At 43.0% G+C, this 21,878-nt stretch carries 17 protein-coding genes; 13 read left to right on the forward strand and 4 right to left on the reverse strand.

What is annotated here, in order from left to right; all coding sequences use genetic code 11:
- From IQ209_RS18400 to IQ209_RS15045, 9 genes are all read left to right on the forward strand, one after another.
- The coding region (locus tag IQ209_RS18400; protein ID WP_228005907.1) for a hypothetical protein at positions 1-189 on the forward strand (189 nt) is incomplete at its 5' end.
- Positions 190-310: 121 nt separating this feature from the next.
- Positions 311-1,276: a filamentous hemagglutinin N-terminal domain-containing protein gene (locus IQ209_RS15010; RefSeq protein ID WP_193852051.1), complete on the forward strand. Its 966-nt coding sequence runs from the start codon at positions 311-313 to the stop codon at positions 1,274-1,276.
- Between the two features lie 1,058 nt (positions 1,277-2,334).
- A complete protein-coding gene (locus IQ209_RS15015; RefSeq protein ID WP_193852052.1) occupies positions 2,335-3,546 on the forward strand; it encodes an aspartate aminotransferase family protein in 1,212 nt (403 codons plus the stop codon).
- 23 nt (positions 3,547-3,569) lie between these two features.
- Positions 3,570-4,598, forward strand: a complete 1,029-nt coding sequence (gene astA, locus IQ209_RS15020; RefSeq protein ID WP_370588427.1) for an arginine N-succinyltransferase — start codon at positions 3,570-3,572, stop codon at positions 4,596-4,598.
- 74 nt (positions 4,599-4,672) lie between these two features.
- Entirely contained in the window at positions 4,673-6,184 is a 1,512-nt protein-coding gene (astD, locus tag IQ209_RS15025) for a succinylglutamate-semialdehyde dehydrogenase (protein ID WP_193852054.1), read from the forward strand.
- Complete coding sequence (astB, locus tag IQ209_RS15030; RefSeq protein WP_193852055.1) at positions 6,171-7,514, forward strand: N-succinylarginine dihydrolase; 1,344 nt, start codon at positions 6,171-6,173, stop codon at positions 7,512-7,514. Before astD ends, astB begins: the two co-directional genes overlap by 14 nt.
- 12 nt (positions 7,515-7,526) lie before the next feature.
- On the forward strand, positions 7,527-8,564 hold the full coding sequence (gene astE / locus IQ209_RS15035; RefSeq protein ID WP_193852056.1) for a succinylglutamate desuccinylase: 1,038 nt from the start codon (positions 7,527-7,529) through the stop codon (positions 8,562-8,564).
- A 49-nt stretch (positions 8,565-8,613) separates the two neighbouring features.
- Positions 8,614-10,038, forward strand: coding sequence for an amino acid permease (locus tag IQ209_RS15040; protein WP_193852057.1), 1,425 nt, complete (start codon positions 8,614-8,616; stop codon positions 10,036-10,038).
- Between the two features lie 50 nt (positions 10,039-10,088).
- Entirely contained in the window at positions 10,089-10,766 is a 678-nt protein-coding gene (locus tag IQ209_RS15045; RefSeq protein ID WP_193852058.1) for a hypothetical protein, read from the forward strand.
- Positions 10,767-10,880: 114 nt separating this feature from the next.
- Here IQ209_RS15045 and pta read toward each other — a convergent pair whose 3' ends face one another.
- Positions 10,881-13,025 carry a phosphate acetyltransferase gene (pta, locus tag IQ209_RS15050; RefSeq protein WP_193852059.1) on the reverse strand — a complete coding sequence of 715 codons (2,145 nt, stop codon included), beginning with the start codon at positions 13,023-13,025 and terminating at the stop codon, positions 10,881-10,883.
- Between the two features lie 100 nt (positions 13,026-13,125).
- On the reverse strand, positions 13,126-14,328 hold the full coding sequence (gene ackA / locus IQ209_RS15055) for an acetate kinase (protein WP_193852060.1): 1,203 nt from the start codon (positions 14,326-14,328) through the stop codon (positions 13,126-13,128).
- A gap of 263 nt (positions 14,329-14,591) precedes the next feature.
- On the opposite strand from ackA, the gene yfbV reads away from it, so the two are divergent.
- The 3 genes from yfbV (at position 14,592) to IQ209_RS15070 (ending at position 17,833) form a co-directional block, all read left to right on the forward strand.
- Positions 14,592-15,047 carry a terminus macrodomain insulation protein YfbV gene (gene yfbV / locus IQ209_RS15060; protein ID WP_193852061.1) on the forward strand — a complete coding sequence of 152 codons (456 nt, stop codon included), beginning with the start codon at positions 14,592-14,594 and terminating at the stop codon, positions 15,045-15,047.
- Positions 15,048-15,167: 120 nt separating this feature from the next.
- Positions 15,168-15,827, forward strand: coding sequence for a sugar phosphatase (locus IQ209_RS15065; RefSeq protein ID WP_304952577.1), 660 nt, complete (start codon positions 15,168-15,170; stop codon positions 15,825-15,827).
- 176 nt (positions 15,828-16,003) lie between these two features.
- Positions 16,004-17,833: an SLC13 family permease gene (locus IQ209_RS15070; RefSeq protein ID WP_193852062.1), complete on the forward strand. Its 1,830-nt coding sequence runs from the start codon at positions 16,004-16,006 to the stop codon at positions 17,831-17,833.
- Between the two features lie 117 nt (positions 17,834-17,950).
- Here IQ209_RS15070 and yfbR read toward each other — a convergent pair whose 3' ends face one another.
- Together yfbR and IQ209_RS15080 are read right to left on the reverse strand one after the other, a co-directional pair.
- Complete coding sequence (gene yfbR / locus IQ209_RS15075) at positions 17,951-18,532, reverse strand: 5'-deoxynucleotidase (RefSeq protein WP_193852063.1); 582 nt, start codon at positions 18,530-18,532, stop codon at positions 17,951-17,953.
- A 226-nt stretch (positions 18,533-18,758) separates the two neighbouring features.
- A complete protein-coding gene (locus tag IQ209_RS15080) occupies positions 18,759-19,973 on the reverse strand; it encodes a pyridoxal phosphate-dependent aminotransferase (RefSeq protein ID WP_193852064.1) in 1,215 nt (404 codons plus the stop codon).
- 803 nt (positions 19,974-20,776) lie between these two features.
- On the opposite strand from IQ209_RS15080, the gene hexA reads away from it, so the two are divergent.
- Positions 20,777-21,769 carry a transcriptional regulator HexA gene (hexA, locus tag IQ209_RS15085; RefSeq protein WP_189759303.1) on the forward strand — a complete coding sequence of 331 codons (993 nt, stop codon included), beginning with the start codon at positions 20,777-20,779 and terminating at the stop codon, positions 21,767-21,769.
- The last annotated feature ends 109 nt before the right edge of the window (positions 21,770-21,878 follow it).

Genomic DNA, 21,878 nt, shown 5'->3' on the forward strand with positions numbered 1-21,878 from the left:
ATGATTACAAAGAATGAAACTAATCTCGTTAATAAAATGAAATTTTTAGGCTTTTCTTTAATAACCGATAGGATTAGAAGAGACTATCTAGATAGAGGTATATCTGTAGATACATCTGTAGAGTTTATGGAATTACTTGTAGATACAGAAGAAGCTCTCTTTTTAAAAATGAGGGAGATCTTGAACTAATTTCTATTGTAACAAAATTTATTAAATCAGTTTAAATTTTATCAAAACAATTTCTCATTTTTCAAGATAATATTAATGTCAATTTAAAAAATGAGATTATCAACTTAAAGAAGATTGAATTATGACTATATTTAAAAATACTACCTATGTTATGAAATTAACTTCATTTTCTCTTGCATCTTTATTTGTTTTTATCAACTCAGCTTTCGCCAATCCAATAGTTCCTAATGATTCTAATACTCAAATTCAAAATGTTAACAACGTACCAGTTGTTAATATAGCCACTCCTACTCTTTCTAGAATGTCTAGAAATATCTATAAAGAATTTAATATTGGAGGCCAAGGTTTAGTTTTAAATAATTCACTAAATCAAACAATTTCTGAATTAGCAGGCCAATTAGATAAAAACCCTAATCTTAAAAATAGGACCGCAGAATTAATTGTTAATGAGGTGGTTGGTGGTAATCAGTCTCAACTTTTAGGTGCATTAGAGGTAGTTGGGGATAAAGCTAGAGTTATTATAGCTAACCCTAATGGTGTTATGATTAATGGAGCTAGTTTTATTAATAACAATGATTTTACTATTACTACAGGTAAACCTACATTTAATAAAAAAGATCTGCTTACTTTAGAAATAGCCAAAGGCCAAATTACTGTTGGTGAAAAAGGTTTAGAGCTTAAACCTGGAATAAGTAATGGTCCTAAAGGGGTTTCTCTTATGAGTAGGGCTTTAGAAATAAATGGCATAGTTAAAGCCCCCGTCATTATTGCAGTGACCGGAACTATAGCGCCACATATGAAAGATCCTAAAATGACTCGCTTTATTGAAGGTGAAGGAGCCAAACCTGAATTTTCAATCAATGTTAAAGATTTAGGTGGTATGTATGCTGATGATAGAATTCGATTAGCAAGTAGTGAAGACGGTGTTGGTGTTAATTTGCGTAATTTAAAGGGTCCTGAAATTCATGCAAATAATAGTGGGGGGAACATATATGTTACAACAAATGGATCTGAAGATATGAAAAATATACATTTTTATGGTGATGAAGCGAAAACTAAAGTATTTATAGATGGTAAACCTTGGTAATGAAGTATAACTAAAACAACTTTATTCTTTTTGAATAAATAATTCAATACTTCAAAAAATTAAGAAAGCGGCTTAATTAAGTGGCTTTCTTTTATTAATCTGATATTAATTTAATTGATAATTAAAAGTAAACTTATTTTCTATTTTCTTCTCAAACATATAAAAAACCTTTAGTGAAACCTTCAAAGATATACAACTCTGTTGCCAAATTGCTGAGGTTAGGACATTTAGTAGAAATTAACTGAAAAACATATTCAATCAAGTTTTCAATAGTTGTTTCTTTTTCACTAACATGAATATTTACATCTTTTGGTTCATAACTCCAAAGGTGTTGTAATGATATTTTTCAATATATACAATGTGTTCCAATCAGCTTTTCGTGGATTTATATCGAAAGTGGGTAACAAATTATTTTTGGAGAGCATAAAAATAGTGGGGCTGGTGAAGAACCTAGGTTGAATTTCACGGTAAGGCATAAAAATGAATTTCATTATAACACTTTGATTATTAGAAAGAATATATCTTTTTAATAAAAAATTTTTAATTGCAAATACATTTTTAGTTTATCGGCATATCTTATAACCATAATTATTGAATAATTATCTAACAATAATACCTCATTGTCATTATCTTCAATTCTATACTGCTTTTTATTTATTTTTTTATGCATAAACAGTGCATAAATCGAAAATAAAAGCATTTTATAAATTGTGAAAAACATCATAAAGTAAATTAATTGTGACTTTGTTGTGTTGACTTTGTTAAATCCCAGGGGGATTATGAGGTCAATTCATGAACAAACAAGATCAAAAAGAATCTTGTAATAATGTCATTGAGAACTTATCGAAACAATGAATTGATAATTTAAATAAGCCCCATCATTAAAGGTTAAATTTAATAATATATATCAATCTCACTTCAAGATGCGTGTGAGCTCTCCCCGCGAAGCGGGGGAGAGATCAGGTTTCATAGAGCGTTGTAAATTGCAACTTGAAGTTTAATGCGTATATAAAATGATTCTTTATTTTTTTATATTTTAATCATGTGAGGAAACACAAATGTTGAACACGATTCAAAGAAATTGGTTTGACCAGTATATGGTTCCCTGTTTTTCACCTGCAAAATTTATCCCAATCGTCGCTAAAGGCTCGCGTGTCTGGGACCAGAGTGGTAAGGAATATGTTGATTTTGCAGGTGGAATTGCGGTGAATTCACTTGGACATGCCAATGATGAATTAAAGAATGCATTAAATTTTCAAATGGAAAATATATGGCATATTGGTAATGGCTATACAAATGAACCTGTTTTAAAACTGGCGAAATCTCTGGTTGAAAATACATTCGCAGATAAGGTTTTTTTCTGTAATTCTGGAGCAGAAGCAAATGAAGCCGCATTAAAAATTGCCAGAAAATATGCGCTGGATAAATATGGAAATCATAAGAACGAAATTATTTCATTTGAGAACTCCTTCCATGGCAGAACATTATTTACTGTGGCTGTCGGAGGGCAACCTAAATATTCTCAAGATTTTGCCCCATTGCCGCAGCAAATTACTCACCTGCCATTTAATGATATCAATGCTATTAAGGCCCATATATCAGAAAAAACCTGTGCTGTGATTGTTGAACCGATCATTGGGGAAGGTGGGGTGATCCCTGCTGAGCCCGCATTTTTAAAAGTATTACGGGAGTTATGTGATCAATATCAAGCGTTGCTGATTTTTGACGAAATCCAAACGGGTATTGGTCGCACCGGGTATTTGTATGCCTACGAAGGGGTTGGGGTAGAACCGGATATCTTGACCAGTGCCAAAGGGCTGGGTGGGGGATTCCCGATTGGTGCTATGTTGGTCAGGCAACATATCGCAGAGGTTTTCCAGCCGGGATCACACGGTACAACATTTGGTGGAAATCCGCTGGCGGCAGCCGTTGCTAACAAAGTCGTCGAGTTGGTGAACCAACCAAAGTTTCTTGCTGGAGTACAAGAGCGTCACCATGAATTTATGAGACGGATGTCTGAGCTTAATCAACGTTATCAGGTATTCAGTGAGTTGCGCGGCAAAGGGTTATTGTTGGGCGCTGAGTTGGTTGAAAAATATCAGGGCAAAGCGAAAACCCTGACTAATATCGCTGTGGAAGAGGGATTGATTGCTTTGATAGCCGGTCCCAATGTGTTGCGTTTTGCTCCTGCGTTAAATATTGAACAGCAGGATATCAATGACGGTTTCATCCGCCTTGAAAGCGCCCTCAAGCGATTTGTTCAGGAATAAAGCCGATTTGAGGTGATATCATGATGCTATTTAGACCCGTTCAATATGAAGATTTAGGGGATATCCTCAATCTTTCGTCCCGTGCAGGAATTGGCCTGACGACATTACCCAATAATCAGGAATATCTGACGTCACGGATTTCACGCAGTATTGATTCTTTCAACGATGCAAAGGGACGAGCACAACAAGGATTTTTATTTACCTTGGAAGATACGGAAAAGCATCGTGTTGTTGGTGTCAGTGCGCTGGAAGTGGCAGTTGGGCTGGAGGAACCTTTTTACAATTTTCGCGTACATCGATCTGTGCGAGCTTCCCGCGAATTGGGTGTCTATAACACATTTGAAACGCTAATTGTCGGGCAGGATTATACCGGATGCACTGAATTGTGTACGTTATTCCTTGATCCCGCTTATCACGGGGGAGGCAATGGTGTTTTTCTTTCCCGCAGCCGCTTTTTGTTTATTGCTGCATTCAGGCCTTTCTTCCCGCAATACATTTTTGCGGAAATGCGTGGCGTTGCGAATCAACAAGGTGAATCGCCATTCTGGGATGCTCTGGGGAAACATTTCTTTAATGTCCCCTTTGCTGAAGCTGACTACTTGACGGGCATTGGCTCCAAAACGTTTATTGCAGAGTTGATGCCATTTCATCCCATTTATGTCCCTTTGTTACCCGAAGACGCACGCCAGACCATCGGTCAGGTACATGAAAATACGTTGCCTGCCCGCGCTATTTTGGAAAAAGAGGGATTTGCTTATCACGATGCGGTCGATATTTTTGATGCGGGCGCTATTCTGGATGCCGAGATTGACAATGTACGGACAATCAGAGCCAGCCGGCTTGTGCATGTTAAAAGAAATGACCAGGTTTCCCGATCGCAGGGCGGCGTACAGTGCATTGTCTCTAACCTAAATTTTCAGGCGTTTAAAGCACTCCTGTTGTCTGTTTCTGAATCTTTGGATAGCGATGAATTGCTGCTTACCTCCGCCGAAATGGCGGTACTGCATGTGGATGATGGCGATCCGGTACGCTTCGTTTCTCTTTTCTCTTAGCGGTTTTCACAATTAGCGATTTTCACAATTAAAAACGTTGTCATTAAGCGCTGTTGCAATTGAGGAATTTCACAATGAATCATCAAGCAAATTACATTGGCGGTGAGTGGATAGCAGGGAAAGGCCTGCCTGTTATTAAATATTCTCCTGTAGATCAGCGGGTCTTATGGCAGGCGAACGGGGCTTCTGAGCACCAGGTAGTTGAAGCCTGCCAATCCGCCCGCAAAGCATTTCCTGCCTGGTCTGGATTGGCGGTTGAAAAACGGATTGCGATTATTCAGACATTTGCTGATTTGCTGACTCAAGAAAAAGAAAAAATGGCGCAGGTGATCAGTGAGGAAACCAGTAAGCCTTTGTGGGAAACACGGACAGAAGTCCAATCTATGATAGGCAAGATCGCCATTTCGATTGAAGCGTGGGAACAGCGAACGGGGTATTCCGAAACTCCGATGCCAGACGGAAAAGCGATATTACAGCATCGTCCCCACGGAGTGATGGCTATCTTCGGCCCTTATAATTTTCCGGGACATTTACCGAATGGACATATTATCCCTGCGCTTATTGCCGGTAATACATTGGTGTTCAAGCCCAGCGAATTGACGCCGCTAACGGCGGAAAAAACCATGGAGTTGTGGATTAAAGCGGGATTGCCTGTAGGGGTATTGAATTTGGTTCAGGGAGGCAAAGAAACTGGCGGTGCCTTGTTGGATAATCACGAAATTGATGGTGTGCTGTTTACAGGCAGTGCGGCAACGGGGTTTCACTTCCATCGCCTATTGGCAGGTCAGCCAGAAAAAATGCTGGCTCTGGAGATGGGCGGCAACAATGCCCTGATTGTAGACGATTATGATGATATTGACGCTGCGGTTTACACGGTTATCCAGTCGGCCTTTATCTCCGCAGGGCAGCGTTGCACTTGTGCCCGTAGGTTGTTGGTGAAGCAAGGAGAGAAGGGCGATGCGTTGATCCAACGATTAGCTGATGCCGCAGGCCAGATTGTGCCTGGTCATTGGAATGCTGATCCTCAGCCTTTTATCGGCGGCGTCATCTCTTTAGCGGCGGTGGAGAGTTTGCTGGACGCTCAGAATAAGTTATTGGCTCTGGGGGGGAGATCTTTGCTCACCTTAACTCAGTCTGATCCGCTTTCGACCTTTATGACACCCGGCATCATTGATCTCACCAATGTCAACGATATTCCTGACGAAGAATATTTTGGACCTCTGTTAACAGTGAAGCGCTATACCACTTTCGATGAAGCCATCTCAATGGCAAATGATACCCGATTTGGGCTGGCAACGGGGCTAATTTCTCCTGACGCCTGCCTGTTTGAGAAGTTACGGCAAGCGGCGAGAGCGGGGATTGTGAACTGGAATAAGCCGCTGACAGGCGCATCCAGCAAGGCACCGTTTGGTGGTATTGGGGCTTCCGGTAATCACCGCCCCAGTGCTTATTATGCCGCGGATTATTGTGCCTGGCCGATGGCTTCCCTGGCGACGGAAAATTTAGTGTTGCCTGAAACACCGGCACCAGGGCTTAATTTTTTCATCAATCAATCGGATGTCAGAGGTGGTTATGTCAGGCGTTGAAGCAAATTTTGATGGTTTGATAGGCATGACACACCATTACGCTGGCCTGTCAACGGGGAATAAAGCGTCCATCAATCATCAGGGGAAAGAATCTAATCCTCGTAAAGCTGCACTTCAGGGATTGATGAAAATGAAAGCGTTGTCCGATATGGGGTTAGTACAGGGGGTTTTGCCCCCGCAACAGCGTCCTAACCTGCCCGTATTACGACAGCTAGGGTTTACCGGCAGTGACGAACAGGTATTGAATAAAGCCGCACAATATTCTCCGTTGTTACTGTCTAACCTCAGTTCAGCCTCTTCCATGTGGACAGCAAATGCGGCAACGGTTTCTCCTTCAGCAGATAGTGCGGATCAACGTGTCCACTTCACGGTAGCAAATTTAAATAACAAGCTGCATCGTTCGCTGGAAAGCACCACGACTTCACGTGCTCTGAAAGCAACTTTCCCAGCGCAAGACTATTTTGTCCATCATGATCCTCTGCCCCAACATGTGGATTGGGGAGATGAAGGTGCGGCAAACCACAACCGTTTTTGCGGCGAATATGATGAAGCCGGTGTGCAGTTATTTGTTTATGGACGTAAGGTATTGCAGGAAGGGATTGTACCTAAGCGCTATCCCGCCCGGCAGACACTGGAAGCTAGCCAGGCAATCGCCCGCCTGCATCAATTAGAGGACTCCAAAACGGTATTTGCCCAACAAAATCCCGCAGCCATTGATAGTGGTGTGTTTCATAACGATGTCATTTCAGTGAGCAACCGTCATGTTCTTTTTCATCACCAGCAGGCTTTTTTAAATCAGCAATCAGTATTGACCGAGTTGGGGGAAAAAATGGCGCGGCTTGGGCACAACTTGGTGGCGATTGAAGTGCCTATGGAGCAAGTCACTCTTCAGGATGCGGTCGAATCTTACTTGTTTAACAGCCAGCTGTTGAGCCAGCCGGATGGCAACATGATGCTGATTTTACCGGAAGAGTGCCGCCAAAATCACCATGTCTCAGCTTACTTGCAAGAGTTGATTGCAAAAGGAAATTCCCCCATCAATAAGCTCCACTTTTTTGACTTGCGGGAAAGTATGCGTAATGGCGGTGGGCCGGCTTGTTTGCGGCTCAGGGTTGTTTTGAACGAACAAGAGTTGGCAGCCGTCAATCCAGCTACTTTGATGACACCAAAACTGTATCAACGTCTGACAGCATGGGTTGAGCGCCATTATCGGGATTCCCTGTATGCGGCTGATCTTGCTGATCCGCAGCTATTGAGGGAGGTCTATTCTGCCCTTGATGAACTAACGCAGATCCTTAAGTTGGGTTCGATTTATGAGTTTCAGAATTAATCAGGAGATGAAATGGATTTACTGACTTTATTACTTGAAAATAAATGGCTTGAAAATAAATGGCTTGAAAACAAGATCGAAAATAACCTGGTTTTTCCGCCAACGATTCAGTCATCATGGCTAGCGGAAGGGGTATTACAGTTATTACCGCAAAAACGACCACAAGTAAAAGGGACCTCTTCACAAGAAAAATCTGTCGATACGTTGATTATCTCCGCCGGAATTCATGGCAATGAAACGGCACCGATAGAAATACTTATCCAGTTATTATCACAACTGGCTCAGGGAAAATTGCCATTGCAACATAATCTTCTGCTGGTATTTGGCAATTTACCCGCCATGCGGGCAGGGCAACGATATATTGATCATGATCTCAACCGCATGTTTGGTGGCCGTTATCAACATTTTCCTTTGGGGAATGAATCGAAGCGTGCCATGGAGTTGGAATCTGTTATCCAACGATTTTTTCATGAACCTGCGGTGATGGCATCAACGCAATATCAGCACTTTGATCTTCACACTGCAATCCGAGGTTCCTGCCATGAACAGTTCGCCCTATTGCCATACCAGGCACGTGAATATGCTGTGGATTTTTTACAATGGCTGGAAAATAGTGATCTCGATGCCTTGGTATTTCATAACACAGCAGGGGGGACGTTCAGTCACTTTACCAGCGAATATTTCAACGTGGATAGTTGCACGCTGGAAATCGGTAAGGCACTGCCTTTTGGACAAAACAATTTGACCAGGTTCAGTAATATTACTACAGCCTTGCAGGATTTGATTGCCGGTTTGCCTTCAGGTAAACGCGTTAAACCGGCGCTTAAACACTATCGTGTGGTTGATGCAATTATCAAACAACATGATGGTTTTCAGCTCAATATTCCAGAGGATACGAAAAACTTTACTGAATTACCGCAAGGTTTTGAAATCGCCCACCAACAACATCAATCCTGGAAGATCGAATCGCCTGCAAACTTTATCCTGTTTCCTAACGCTCATGTTGCTGTTGGGCTACGAGCAGGATTGTTGTTAGAGAAATGTTGTTAGAAAAATTAACCTAATCAATTCATAAAACAACAAGCCGTAGAGGTTATTGATGACGAGATCATTAAAAACACCGGTGGAACAATCTGCCGGTGAGCAAAAACTTCACCGTGGATTGGGTAAGCGCCATGTTCAGTTGATCGCAATTGGCGGTGCCATTGGTACAGGGTTGTTTATGGGGGCAGGGAAAACCATTGCAGTATCAGGGACTTCAATTATCCTGACTTATCTTTTGATTGGTTTTTTTGCTTTTATGGTCATGCGGGCAATGGGCGAACTGTTGCTCACCAAATTGGATTACAGGACGTTTGCTGATTTTGTCGCGGATTATCTTGGGGACAAGGCCAGCTATTTTCTGGGATGGACTTATTGGATGAGCTGGATCGTCAGTTGCATCGCCGATGTGGTAGTGTGTGGTGGCTATATCCAGTATTGGTTCCCAGACAGTTGGCTTTGGTTAACGGCTCTGTTTATTTTGGCATTGATGTGCTTGAGTAATTTCTTCTCAGTACGGCTGTTTGGTGAAACGGAATTCTGGTTTGCCATGATTAAGGTGGTGACGATAGTCGCTTTAATTATCGTTGGCATTGGCATGGTTTTTGTTGGCTGGACTTCTCCCAATGGTGTGACCGCGTCTATAAGCCATTTGACGGAGCCCGAAGTCTTCCTGCCCAATGGCGTATTGGGATTTCTGGCGGGTTTTCAGATTGCCATTTTCTCTTTTACTGGCATTGAGTTGGTTGGCACCGTGACGGCTGAAACTAAAGAGCCAGAGAAAATCTTGCCAAAAGCGATCAACAGTATTCCGATCCGAATCATTATCTTTTACGTGCTTTCCATGATGTGCATCATCGCGGTTACCTCATGGCCACAGATTTCATCGGAAGTGAGTCCCTTTGTGACGCTGTTTGCATTGGCAGGGTTGCCAGCAGCAGCAGCGGTAATTAATTTTGTTGCCCTGACTTCGGCGATGTCTTCGGCCAACAGTGGGTTATATGCCTGTACCCGTATGCTTTATGGTTTGTCCACGGAAAAGCTGGCGCACAGCAAATTTGGGCAACTTTCAATCAACAGTGCCGTTCCCATTTTTAGCTTGATATTTTCGGTGCTTTGCATGGCAAGTGGCGTATTCTTGCTATTCATCATTCCCAATGTCATGAAATTATTTACTATTGTTACGACTGTGGCGGCCATCATGGTGATTTATAGCTGGTGTATGATACTGATTGCTTATCTGGCTTATCGCAAGAAATGTCCTGATCTGCATAAAAAATCTATCTATAAAATGCCAATGGGCATTCCTATGACATGGTGTACTTTGCTATTTTTTGTCTTTACGGTGGTGATCATGGTGTTTGATTATGACACTCGTATTGCACTATATGGTACGCCAGTGTGGTTTGTGATATTGGAAATTTTGTGGCGAATGCGGAAAAATCGTGAACGGCAGGGCATTCAGGATGAAATGGTAAATTGAATTAAACAGATCCTATGAAGATATTTTTTTATATTATTGGGAGATAGATCATGGTACTTGAATCAAAATTTTTTAGCATCTTGGACCCAGATATAACGGGACCATTGACGCGTAGTGAGTCAAATTTAATAAATATGTCTTCCAAGGTATTTAATATTAAAAATTTTATCACTATCAGAGAGGTTGGGCTTCAAGAGGCTTTATGTGTTGCTAATCAAATAAGAACGAACATGATTAATGCTGATTGGTTGATAAGTGCCAATCAGAACAGTGAATTAAGTCGGGAGCAAGAACGATGGAATTCGAGGTATAAGGCTAGCTATAGAATACTTTCCCACATCTCTTGTCTCTTAGAAAGTAACTTTGCAGATGTTTCACCTTTAATAGAGCATTATTCCTTTGTGATGTTTTTTCAAGGAACACCAATTGGTATGTTGATATTTTCTAATAACAAGGAAAAAGTCACAGAACCTTCTTCTATTATAGAGTTCGCCACCCATATAGGCATTAGAAATAGTGGGGTTTTTCTAATGGAATATGCGGTAAATAAATCAAAAACACTGGGTAAAAATGGGAATGTCAAACTAATACCAGAGCCTGCTGCGAGAGATGTTTACTTTCAATATGGGTTTGGATATCAAGGAGGTTGCATGGTATTAGAACCAGCCAAAAGTGATAAATGGGGATTTTGGCGGGGAGAATACTATTTTAAGGCAAATTGTGTATAAACAGAAAGTTTCTGCCCCCCCTGAACCATTGAAAAGAATTGCTGATCATCAGCAGACAAAAAATAGCCCCACGCTAACAGCATAGGGCTATCTTATGTTTATGCAGCGAGAAAATTACGCGTTTTCTTGCTGGGTTGCCTGAATTGCAGTCAGTGCAACGGTGTAGACGATATCATCAACCAGTGCGCCACGGGACAGGTCGTTAACGGGTTTACGCATACCTTGCAGCATTGGTCCGATAGAGACCAGATCTGCTGAACGCTGTACCGCCTTGTAAGTGGTATTACCGGTGTTCAGGTCTGGGAAGATGAACACGGTGGCCTGGCCTGCAACCGGCGAATTCGGTGCCTTGGATTTCGCCACATCCGCCATGATAGCCGCGTCGTACTGCAATGGGCCGTCGATGATCAGGTCTGGGCGTTTTTCTTGTGCTAAACGGGTTGCTTCACGCACTTTTTCGACGTCGCTGCCTGCACCAGAGTTACCGGTGGAGTAAGAGATCATCGCAACGCGAGGCTCAATACCAAATGCTTTTGCAGAATCCGCAGATTGGATTGCAATTTCGGACAGTTGTTCTGCGGTCGGATCTGGGTTGATCGCACAGTCACCGTAAACCAGCACTTGTTCTGGCAGCAACATAAAGAAGACAGAAGAAACCAGAGAGCTATTTGGTGCCGTTTTAATTAACTGCAATGGTGGGCGAATGGTGTTCGCTGTGGTGTGTACCGCACCGGAAACCAGACCGTCAACTTCGCTTTGTTCCAGCATCATGGTGCCCAGAACGACGTTGTCTTCCAGTTGTTCGCGGGCAACAACTTCGGTCATGCCTTTGTTCTTACGCAGTTCAACCAGACGTGGCACATAGCGTTCACGTACGGATGCAGGGTTAACAAGCTCAATGCCTGCGCCCAGTTCAACGCCTTGAGCCGCTGCTACACGACGAATTTCTTCTGGATCGCCCAGCAGGATACATTCTGCAATGCCACGTTCAGCACAGATAGCCGCTGCTTTGACGGTACGTGGTTCGTCGCCTTCCGGCAGCACGATACGCTTGCCAGCCTGACGAGCCAGTTCGGTCAACTGGTAACGGAATGCAGGTGGAGACAGCAGGTTTGGGCGCTCTGATGCAGCTGCCAGAGAATCGATCCACTCACTGCTGATGTGTTGTGCAACGTAGTTTTGTACTTTTTCGATGCGCTCATGGTCATCGGCGGGCACTTCCAGACTGAAACTTTGCAGGTTCAGGGAAGTCTGCCATGTATTGGTTTTCACAGTGAAAACAGGCAGGCCGGTGTTGAATGCACGTTCGCACAGTTCACGGATAGAATCATCAATTGAGTAACCACCGGTCAGCAATACGGCACCAATTTCAACACCATTCATGGCTGCCAGACATGCCGTGATCAGTACGTCAGGGCGGTCAGCCGAAGTCACCAGCAGAGAACCCGGACGGAAGTATTCCAGCATGTTAGGAATGCTGCGAGCACAGAAAGTCACGGATTTGATACGACGGCTTTCGATGGCCCCTTCATTGATGATGTTAGCTTTCAGATGCTTAGCCATATCAATTGCACGGGTAGCGATCAGGTCAAAACTCCACGGGATACAACCGAGAATAGGCAGAGGGCTGTTTTTGAAGATAGTTTTTTGATCGACGTTGGTGATTGTCGCTTTGGTTGATTCGTCAAAGATCTCGGATAAATCCGGGCGAGTACGGCCTTGGTCATCAACCGGAGCATTCAGTTTATTGACGATAACACCGATAATATTTTGGTTCTTGCTGCCACCGTATTCAGCACGGCTCAGTTCAATTCTTTCTTTCAGTTGCTCTGGAGTATTGGTCCCCAGGGCTGTCACGAACACGATTTCAGCGTTCAGTGTCTTGGCGATTTCATAGTTCAGGGATTGGGCAAAAGGATGTTTGCGAGTCGGAACCAAACCTTCGAGCAGAACCACTTCCGCATCTTTGGTGTTTTCGTGGTAACGCGCCACGATTTCTTCCATTAATACGTCTTTTTTGTTAGTACTTAGCAGTGACTCCACATACGCCATATCCAGAGGTTCAGCAGCATGGATGCTGGAATGTGAACGGATAATGGACGTGGTTTGATCCTGAGAACCTGTGTGACGTGGTTGTGCGATAGGTTTGAAAACGCTCAGGCGAACGCCTTTTTGCTCCATAGAGCGAATAACACCCAGGCTGACACTGGTTAAACCAACGCTGGTGTCAGTAGGGATTAACATAATTGTACGGGACACGGAAACCTCTTTAACGGTTGCTCGTTAGTCAATAAATGTGACTCAGTGCGATATCTTCGTGAAAACCGCCAGCATTGCTGGCGGTTCTAAAATCGTCTGATTATGCGGTCAGACGTGCTGAATCCTGAGCAATAACCAATTCTTCATTGGTTGGAATAACCAGTGCAGGGCGGCTGTTATCTGTCGTGATAACGCCTGATTTGCCGAAGCGAGCAGCAAGGTTACGCTCGTGATCATATTCGAAGCCCAGCAGAGCCACTTTCTTCATGGTCAGTTCACGAACCAGCGCGGAATTTTCACCGATGCCGCCTGTGAAGATAATGGCATCCAGACGGCCTTCCATCAATGCGCTGTATGCGCCGATGTATTTAGCCAGACGGTGGCAGTAAACATCCATAGCACGTTTAGCGTCAGCTTTGGTTTCGTAGTTGTCTTCTACATAACGGCAATCGCTGGTAACTTCGGTCAGACCTAAGAAACCAGACTCTTTGGTCAGCAGGGTATTGATCTGAGCAATGCTCATACCCATTGCATCGTGCAGATGGAATACGATAGCGGGATCGATATCACCACTGCGGGTTCCCATGACCAGACCTTCCAGTGGGGTCAGGCCCATAGAAGTATCAACACACTGACCGTTGACAATGGCAGAAACAGAACCCCCGTTGCCCAGGTGGCAAGTGATGACATTCAGTTCTTCAACGGATTTGTTCAGCATCTTGGCTGCTTCACGGGAAACATAGAAATGGCTGGTACCATGTGCACCGTAACGACGGATGCCATGCTCTTTGTACAGGTTGTAAGGCAGTGCGTACAGGTATGCTTCTTCAGGCATAGTCTGGTGGAATGCGGTGTCAAATACGGCAATGTTTTTCTCAAGCAAATGAGGGAAGGCTTTTTTCGCTTCAGCAATACCGATCAGGTGAGCTGGGTTGTGCAGGGGGGCGAATGGAATAGCCGCTTCAATGCCTGCGATAACTTCATCGGTGATAACCACGGAAGAAGTGAACTTCTCACCACCATGAACAATGCGGTGACCGATGGCTGAGATTTGTGCAGAAAGCTCTGGTTTTCCAGCCAGGATAGTATTAACAATGAAATTCAGTGCTTCGCTGTGTGCTGCGCCGGCACCTAAAGCAGCTTCGTTTTTTGCGCCATCCATTTTCCATTTAATACGGGCTTCAGGCAGGCCAAAGCATTCAGCTAAACCAGAAAGATATTCTTCCCCATTGGCAGGATCGATGATAGCGAATTTCAGGGAGGAGCTACCGCAATTAAGAACCAGTACCAGCTTACTTGACATGGAAATACCTATAATCTTGTTGTGATCTAATCTTAAAGAAGAACAATGTTAAAAATAAAATAATTTGTTAACAAACCGAACCCAATTGTTGCGAAAAAGGGCAAAATTCCTGTTTTGCTACTGCAACAACATAAAAGTCTGTGTAGGATACCGTTTGCTAGCAATAAAGACAAAATATACTTAATAGTATTAATACTACAAAAAAGATTTTATCTTTTGTAGGGATTTTTTAAAAACTATACCTTTAATTGATTGAGGTCATGATGAACACGACACCGCCTGTTAGCCAGGGTTGGTTCAAGCGTATGCAATTAGGACAGCAATATTTGAAAACCTGGCCACTAGAAAAGCAACTTGCGCCTGTTTTTCCTGAAAATCGTGTAATTAAGGCAACTCGCTTTGGTATTCGGTTTATGCCGCCATTGGCCATTTTTACTTTGACATGGCAAATCGCTCTGGGGGGTCAATTGGGGCCATCGGTGGCAACGGCACTGTTTGCCTGTAGTCTGCCGTTGCAGGGATTATGGTGGCTGGGAAAACGTGCGGCGACACCATTACCGGAAAAATTATTGCATTGGTTTTATGACATTCGGGAAAAATTTGCTCAGGCAGGTATTGCAATGGCACCAGTGGAAAGTGTCCCGACCTACTTTTCACTGGCTGAATTGCTTAAACGGGCTTTTAAGCAATTGGACAACGCTTTTCTTGATGATATTTAATCCCCAGTGTTATACCAATCTAACTTCAAGATGCGTGTTGTAAATTGCAATTTGAAGTTTAATGCGTATATAGGGGATAAGTATCTGATTAACACATAATGACATTTGAAGGAGTCGGGTTTGGTTCTGAAATGTAGAGGTTTTTTATTCGATTTGGATGGTACGCTAATTGATTCATTGCCTGCGGTTGAGCGAGCATGGATTCAGTTTGCCGATAAGATGGGTATCGATAGGGATGAAGTGCTGAATTATGTTCATGGCACGCCGGCGATATTATCGCTCCGGCATTTTATGCCAGATGCGAGTGAACAAGAGATCACCGATACTTTCAAATGGATTGAAAAAATTGAAACAGAAGATACAGAAGGCATTACAGCTTTGCCTGGTGCCATGGCTTTGATTGATAAGTTGAACGCACTGGATATTCCGTGGGCCATTGTGACATCGGGGACGGTTCCTCTTGCTTCTGCGCGTCATAAAGTGGCGGAATTACCGGAACCTGCTCATTGGGTGACGGCCGAGTCTGTTACAAATGGAAAACCAAACCCTGAACCCTACTTATTGGGGGCTAAAAAGCTGGGATTATTGCCGGAGGAGTGTGTCGTGTTTGAAGATGCTGCTGCGGGAATAAATGCTGGCTTGGATGCGGGTTGTCAGGTTGTTGTTGTCCACGATTCACCGGATATTCCACGCCGCAATGAAATTCATTTGACGATTAATAATCTGGAAGATATTGAGATTGTCAAATCTGGCGGTTACGTATCGATTTATACCGATTGAGGCATCCTAAATCGGGAGGTTCCTTGATCATAACGAGGGATTTTCTCTAAAAAACATGGTCTACTGACTTTGTTAACGTTTGTACCTGTAGGCTTTTGATATATAGCCAATCTGCTAATTGGCAGATTGGTCGTGCGGATAGTCATATTTGAAAGGTATCGTTGATAGAGGCCAAATTGAGTAGCGAACTGTTGTGGGTATTAACCCTGCTATTGATAGCCATTGTGCTTTTCACCACCAATAAAGTCAGAATGGATGTTGTGGCTTTATTGCTGATCATCGCATTTGTCTTGAGTGGCACACTGACGTTAAGTGAAGCCACTGTCGGTTTTAGTGATCCCAATGTGTTGCTGATTGCCGCCCTATTTGTCATTGGCGAAGGGCTGGTGAGAACTGGGGTTGCTTATCAGATGGGAGACTGGTTGGTCCGTGTCGCGGGTAACAATGAAACCAAGATGTTGGTTTGGTTGATGTTATCCGTTGCCGGATTGGGGGCGTTCATGAGTTCTACGGGAGTCGTGGCAATATTTATACCTGTTGTCCTGAGCGTGGCCGCCAGAATGAAAACCTCTCCGGGGCGATTGATGATGCCATTGGGATTTGCCGGGTTGATCAGTGGCATGATGACTTTGGTAGCAACGCCACCCAATATGGTCGTCAATAGTGAGCTGGTGCGCGAAGGCCTGCGGGGTTTTGATTTCTTCTCCATTACACCGATCGGCATATTAGTGTTGGTGGCTGGCGTAATTTACATGCTCGTTGCTCGTCGCTGGCTAGGGGGAATAACCCATCAGACAGCGGACGAGCGTTATCATCGAACATTTCGTGGTTTGATACGTGATTATAAATTGTCGGGCCGTGCTCGCCGTCTGACTATCCGTCCAGGTTCACCTCTGGTTGGACACACATTGGATGAATTAGGGCTGCGCGCCCGTTATGGCGCCAATGTCATTGGTATTGAGCGTTGGCGTAAATTCCGTCGAGTGATGGTGGCTGCCACGGGGGATATGGAATTGCAGAGACAGGATGTCTTGCTGGTAGATATGTCGGATAGTGATATTGATTTGCGGGAGTTTTGCCGTGAGCAGCAGCTAGAACCGATGGTATTGCGTGGGGAATATTTTTCCGAGCACTCGCGTAATGTGGGTATGGCTGAGGTTTCAGTGCTCCCTGAATCCGAACTTTTGGGGCAATCATTGCGTGATATGAAATTTCGTACACGCTATGGTCTCAATGTTGTGGGGATACGTCGCGGGGGGAAAGCGTTAGAAGGGAAGTTAGTGGATGAACCTTTGTTGCTTGGTGATACCCTGCTGTTGATTGGCGATTGGAAATTGATCCACGCGTTAAAAACAAAAACGCCTGATTTTATTGTACTAAATCTGCCTGTTGAGGTGGAAAGTGCGGCTCCTGCTGCCTCACAAGCTCCTCATGCCTTATTCTGCCTTGCCCTGATGGTTGCTATGATGTTGACCAATGAAATTCCCAATTTTATTGCTGCGTTAATCGCCTGCCTGTTAATGGGGAAGTTCCGCTGTATTGATATGGAAAGTGCTTATCGTTCCATTCATTGGCCGAGCATTATTTTGATTGTGGGCATGATGCCTTTTGCGCTGGCATTGCAGAAGACGGGAGGTATTGATCTCATAGTTCGGGGATTGATGGATATCGCAGGTAATATGGGGCCACGGGTGATGTTGGTGTGCCTGTTTGTACTTTGTGCCATGATAGGATTGTTTATTTCCAACACGGCGACGGCTGTGCTAATGGCCCCGATTGCGATTGCGGCAGCGAATGAGATGGCTGTTTCTCCTTTGCCCTTTGCGATGATTATTGGTGTGGCGGCTTCGGCAGCATTTATGACACCGGTTTCATCTCCCGTTAATACATTGGTACTGGGGCCAGGGGGATATCGGTTTGCCGATTTCGTGAAATTGGGCGTGCCTTTTACGTTAATTGTGATGGGGATTAGTGTCGCGGTGATCCCAATACTTTTTCCATTCTAATGTTTTTATCGGGCAGCTCCGCATGGCAGGGAGCTGCGTTATGATTATAGTTTAATATTGTTGGATGATTTTATAAGTAACAATTATAACTCTAAATGATTATATCTGGATAATGATCTATAAGCTGATTTCATCAAGGGAGAGGCTGAAACTCGGTACAAACACATCCATAAAATAATCCATTTCTTCACTGCGACGTTCTGCCAGTGTCTTATCCAATCGTTTTTTGGCTTGATTGAACTCAGTATTGCCTGCTGAGTGTTCCTCCAGGCATTTCAAGTAAGCGCATAATGCATCAGCTTGCTTGATAATATGGATTTCTTCTTCACTATGGTGATGCTCATCCAGGATGGTACGAAAATCATCCTGTAATTCAGTCGGCAACATATCCAATAATTTTTGTTGGGCTATTTTTTCTATTTTCTTATATTCATGGGCAATTTGGGGATTGTAGTACTTAATTGGCGTTGGCAAATCACCGGTGATGACTTCGCTGGCATCGTGATACATCGCCAGCAGGGCGATCCGTTCAGGATTGACATTGCCGTTGAATTTACGGTTTTTGATTATTGCCAAAGCGTGTGCGACAAAAGCAACCTGTAAACTGTGCTCTGAAACATTTTCTGTACGCACATTTCGCATAAGAGGCCAACGGCTAATTAATTTTAGGCGGGATAATTGGGCGAAAAAATGACTCATAATTTCCTCTTGTAGCCGATTAATTTGTAGCAAAATTGTAGCGGAATAATATGATTAATTGTGAGCGGAGTATCGATAACTTGAAAAACGATGGGAATATTCACGCACGGAAAATTCGTTTATGGAAAAATAGCGGTAAGTAAGAAATAAGTATTTATCTCAGCGAAGAGTCATCCCATTAATTTGTTAATATTAATGGGATTGGCTTTAATGATAAAGATTATGGTTATTGGCGATAGTTACCAATGAATCGGGCAAATTTGTCAATTGCCATTTGTAAGTCAGTGACATGCGGCAGTGTAACAATGCGGAAATGGTCAGGATCTGGCCAGTTAAATGCGGTGCCTTGAACCAGTAAGACTTTTTCCTGTAGTAAGAGATCGAGTACCATTTTTTGGTCATCATAAATATTGAAACGTTTGGTGTCTATTTTCGGGAACATATAGAGAGCACCCATAGGTTTCACACAGGAAATCCCAGGGATCTGGTTAATCAGTTCCCATGCACGGTTGCGTTGTTCATAGAGCCTGCCACCGGGGAAAATAAATTCACTGATGCTTTGATAACCACCTAATGCTGTTTGGATTGCGTGTTGCATTGGCACATTGGCACAAAGGCGCATTGATGCCAGCATTTCTAATCCTTCAATATAATCCCTGGCCTGCTTTTTAGGGCCGTTCAGGACCATCCAGCCTTGACGGAAACCGGCAACGCGATAGGTTTTGGACAGACCATTAAAAGTCACAGTAAAGAGATCAGGCGCGAGTGCTGCAATGGAGTGATGCTGGGCATCATCGTACAGGATTTTGTCGTAAATCTCGTCAGCAAAGATAATCAGATTATGCTGGCGAGCGATTTCTACTATTTCCAGCAACAACTCTTTGCTATATACCGCGCCGGTTGGGTTATTCGGGTTAATAATAACGATACCACGGGTACGTGGGGTAATTTTACGGCGTATATCGTCTAAGTCAGGAAACCAGCCCTGTTGCTCATCACAGAGATAGTGGACGGCATTGCCGCTGGAAAGTGATACTGCCGCAGTCCAAAGAGGGTAGTCAGGCGCAGGAACCAACATTTCATCCCCGGTATTCAACAGGGCCTGCATGGATTGAACGATAAGTTCAGAAACACCATTACCAATAAAGATATCTTCAACGGTAACATCCAGCATATTTCTGGCTTGATAATGCTGCATGATGGCCTTACGCGCTGAATACAACCCTTTTGAATCAGAGTAACCCTGGGCGGTTGGCAGATTACGGATAACATCGACTAAAATTTCATCAGGCGCTTCAAATCCGAATGGTGCTGGATTACCAATGTTTAATTTCAGTACCTTATTACCTTCTTCTTCGAGCCGCTTAGCTTCTTTGAGGGTATTCCCTCGAATGTCATAGCAGACATTATCTAATTTACTGGATTTATTAATGGAAAACATAGGGTGCCTTGACCTCTTTGGCGAAATGGATACTACCCGGCATAAAAAGTGTGATGATCAATGTACTCTTCTCAGTCTGTATTTTGAAGAGGCTTTGATATCTTTGGTTAAAATGGTTGTTTTAAGAATAAATGAATAAGTTTGCTCTCTGAATTATTGTCTTTTATTGGTGTTTTATTTCAACTATGTGTGTTAAATTGTCATTAAATTTTGCATAATGACGGGTTTTTAGTTGGCAGGAGAGACAGGATATGACATTTTGACGAGGTTTTTGGCTTCATTTGTCGTTTTTTTCAGGGATCCCCAATTGTCAATAAAAGTAAGAAGATTTGTATAATGTATTCTTATAATTTATCTTTACTGACCTAAAGTTAATTTAGGTTTTTATCACAGGATACTTTGACAAATTTTTTGAGTTTTTACCCATAGCATCTTTGGGACTATTCAATGAAAATGTTAATTTATTAAAAATACTAATACTATCTGATAATGTTAAGTGTTCCTAATTCAGATTACGTTATTCTTTGAAGCAAGTCAGAAAAAGGATATTTGTACTGGAAATTCGTGATTATGTGATGTAAATAGGGTTTTATCTTTGGCTTATTTTGGGATTGCATAAATTTTGTTAAGAAAGGAGAAAATAAAACCCATGATGATTTAAATAGTAAAAAAATGCAGTAAACCTTTGCCCTATTTAATAGAGTAGAGTAATGTCACAATCGGTATTATTTTATTTGATACTGCTGAAGTAAAAACACCAGGTTAGTTAGTAATTAAAATCAAAAAAAAGTGATGAATAAACAATGATAAATGCAAATCGTCAGATAATAAACCTCGATCTCGATCTGCTAAGAACTTTTGTTGCTGTTGCTGACTTAAATACTTTTGCAGCAGCAGCGGCAGCTGTTTCTAGAACGCAGTCAGCTGTGAGTCAGCAAATGCAGCGGTTGGAACATCTCGTGGGGAGAGAGTTGTTTGCTCGTCACGGCCGCAATAAGCTTCTGACCGAACATGGTCTTCAACTTCTTGGTTACGCACGCCAAATTCTGCGTGCCAATGACGATGCAACCGCATCATTAACCTACAATGATGCAGACGGTGAATTGAGAATAGGTGTATCAGATGACGCTGTTGATACACTGCTTCCTTTCTTATTGAACCGTATTGCCTCTGTCTATCCACGTGTGGCTGTTGATGTGCGCATTAAGCGTGCTCAATTTATCGAAAGCATGTTGGATAACCATGAGATTGATTTGGCAGTAACCACAGCAAAAATCAACCACCATCCTAAAACGCTCTTACGTTCTTCGCCTGTTTTATGGCACTGTGCACCAGATTTCCAATTGCAGACAAACGAACCTGTACCGTTGGTTGTGATGGATGAAACTAATCCTTTCCGCCAGATCGCTCAGGAAACGCTGGATATGGCAGGCATTTCATGGCGTATTGCGTATGAAGCTGCTTCCTTGTCTGCTGTTCGCGCGGCTGTGAATGCAGAAGTCGGTATTACTGCTCGCCCTCTGGAAATGCAGAATGCGGACCTAAGAATTTTAGGTGAAATTGAAGGATTACCACGTCTGCCGGAAATCCAATTCTTCTTATATCGTAATAGTAACGAACAGAACGAATCTGTTTTGACTGTTTTTGATGCAATAGAAAATAAGAAAACACCTTATACCGTAACAGCTGTTGAATCCGATGAATCCGATGAAATGGATGAATCTATCGATACTATTGAACCCATCAAATCAACTGAAACAGTTGATGAAAACTCCGCTGAAAATATAGACGAATAAGTATTATGTGTTTTATAGGCTAATATTTCCATTTTATTTATGGAAATATTAGCCTGTTGCCAATTACTTATTAATAATCCTCCTAAGTTTTCATTTCCATTTCTGATAT

This window comes from Xenorhabdus sp. BG5 (assembly GCF_015163665.1).
GTDB lineage: Bacteria > Pseudomonadota > Gammaproteobacteria > Enterobacterales > Enterobacteriaceae > Xenorhabdus.

Coding starts and splice junctions, on each gene's coding strand:
- astA (WP_370588427.1), top strand. CDS start 3,570: ATGCTATTTAGACCCGTTCAATATGAAGATTTAGGGGATATCCTCAAT.
- IQ209_RS15045 (WP_193852058.1), top strand. CDS start 10,089: ATGGTACTTGAATCAAAATTTTTTAGCATCTTGGACCCAGATATAACG.
- IQ209_RS15015 (WP_193852052.1), top strand. CDS start 2,335: ATGTTGAACACGATTCAAAGAAATTGGTTTGACCAGTATATGGTTCCC.
- IQ209_RS15010 (WP_193852051.1), top strand. CDS start 311: ATGACTATATTTAAAAATACTACCTATGTTATGAAATTAACTTCATTT.
- IQ209_RS15040 (WP_193852057.1), top strand. CDS start 8,614: ATGACGAGATCATTAAAAACACCGGTGGAACAATCTGCCGGTGAGCAA.
- astB (WP_193852055.1), top strand. CDS start 6,171: ATGTCAGGCGTTGAAGCAAATTTTGATGGTTTGATAGGCATGACACAC.
- astD (WP_193852054.1), top strand. CDS start 4,673: ATGAATCATCAAGCAAATTACATTGGCGGTGAGTGGATAGCAGGGAAA.
- astE (WP_193852056.1), top strand. CDS start 7,527: ATGGATTTACTGACTTTATTACTTGAAAATAAATGGCTTGAAAATAAA.
- hexA (WP_189759303.1), top strand. CDS start 20,777: ATGATAAATGCAAATCGTCAGATAATAAACCTCGATCTCGATCTGCTA.
- yfbR (WP_193852063.1), bottom strand. CDS start 18,532: ATGAGTCATTTTTTCGCCCAATTATCCCGCCTAAAATTAATTAGCCGT.
- IQ209_RS15080 (WP_193852064.1), bottom strand. CDS start 19,973: ATGTTTTCCATTAATAAATCCAGTAAATTAGATAATGTCTGCTATGAC.
- yfbV (WP_193852061.1), top strand. CDS start 14,592: ATGAACACGACACCGCCTGTTAGCCAGGGTTGGTTCAAGCGTATGCAA.
- ackA (WP_193852060.1), bottom strand. CDS start 14,328: ATGTCAAGTAAGCTGGTACTGGTTCTTAATTGCGGTAGCTCCTCCCTG.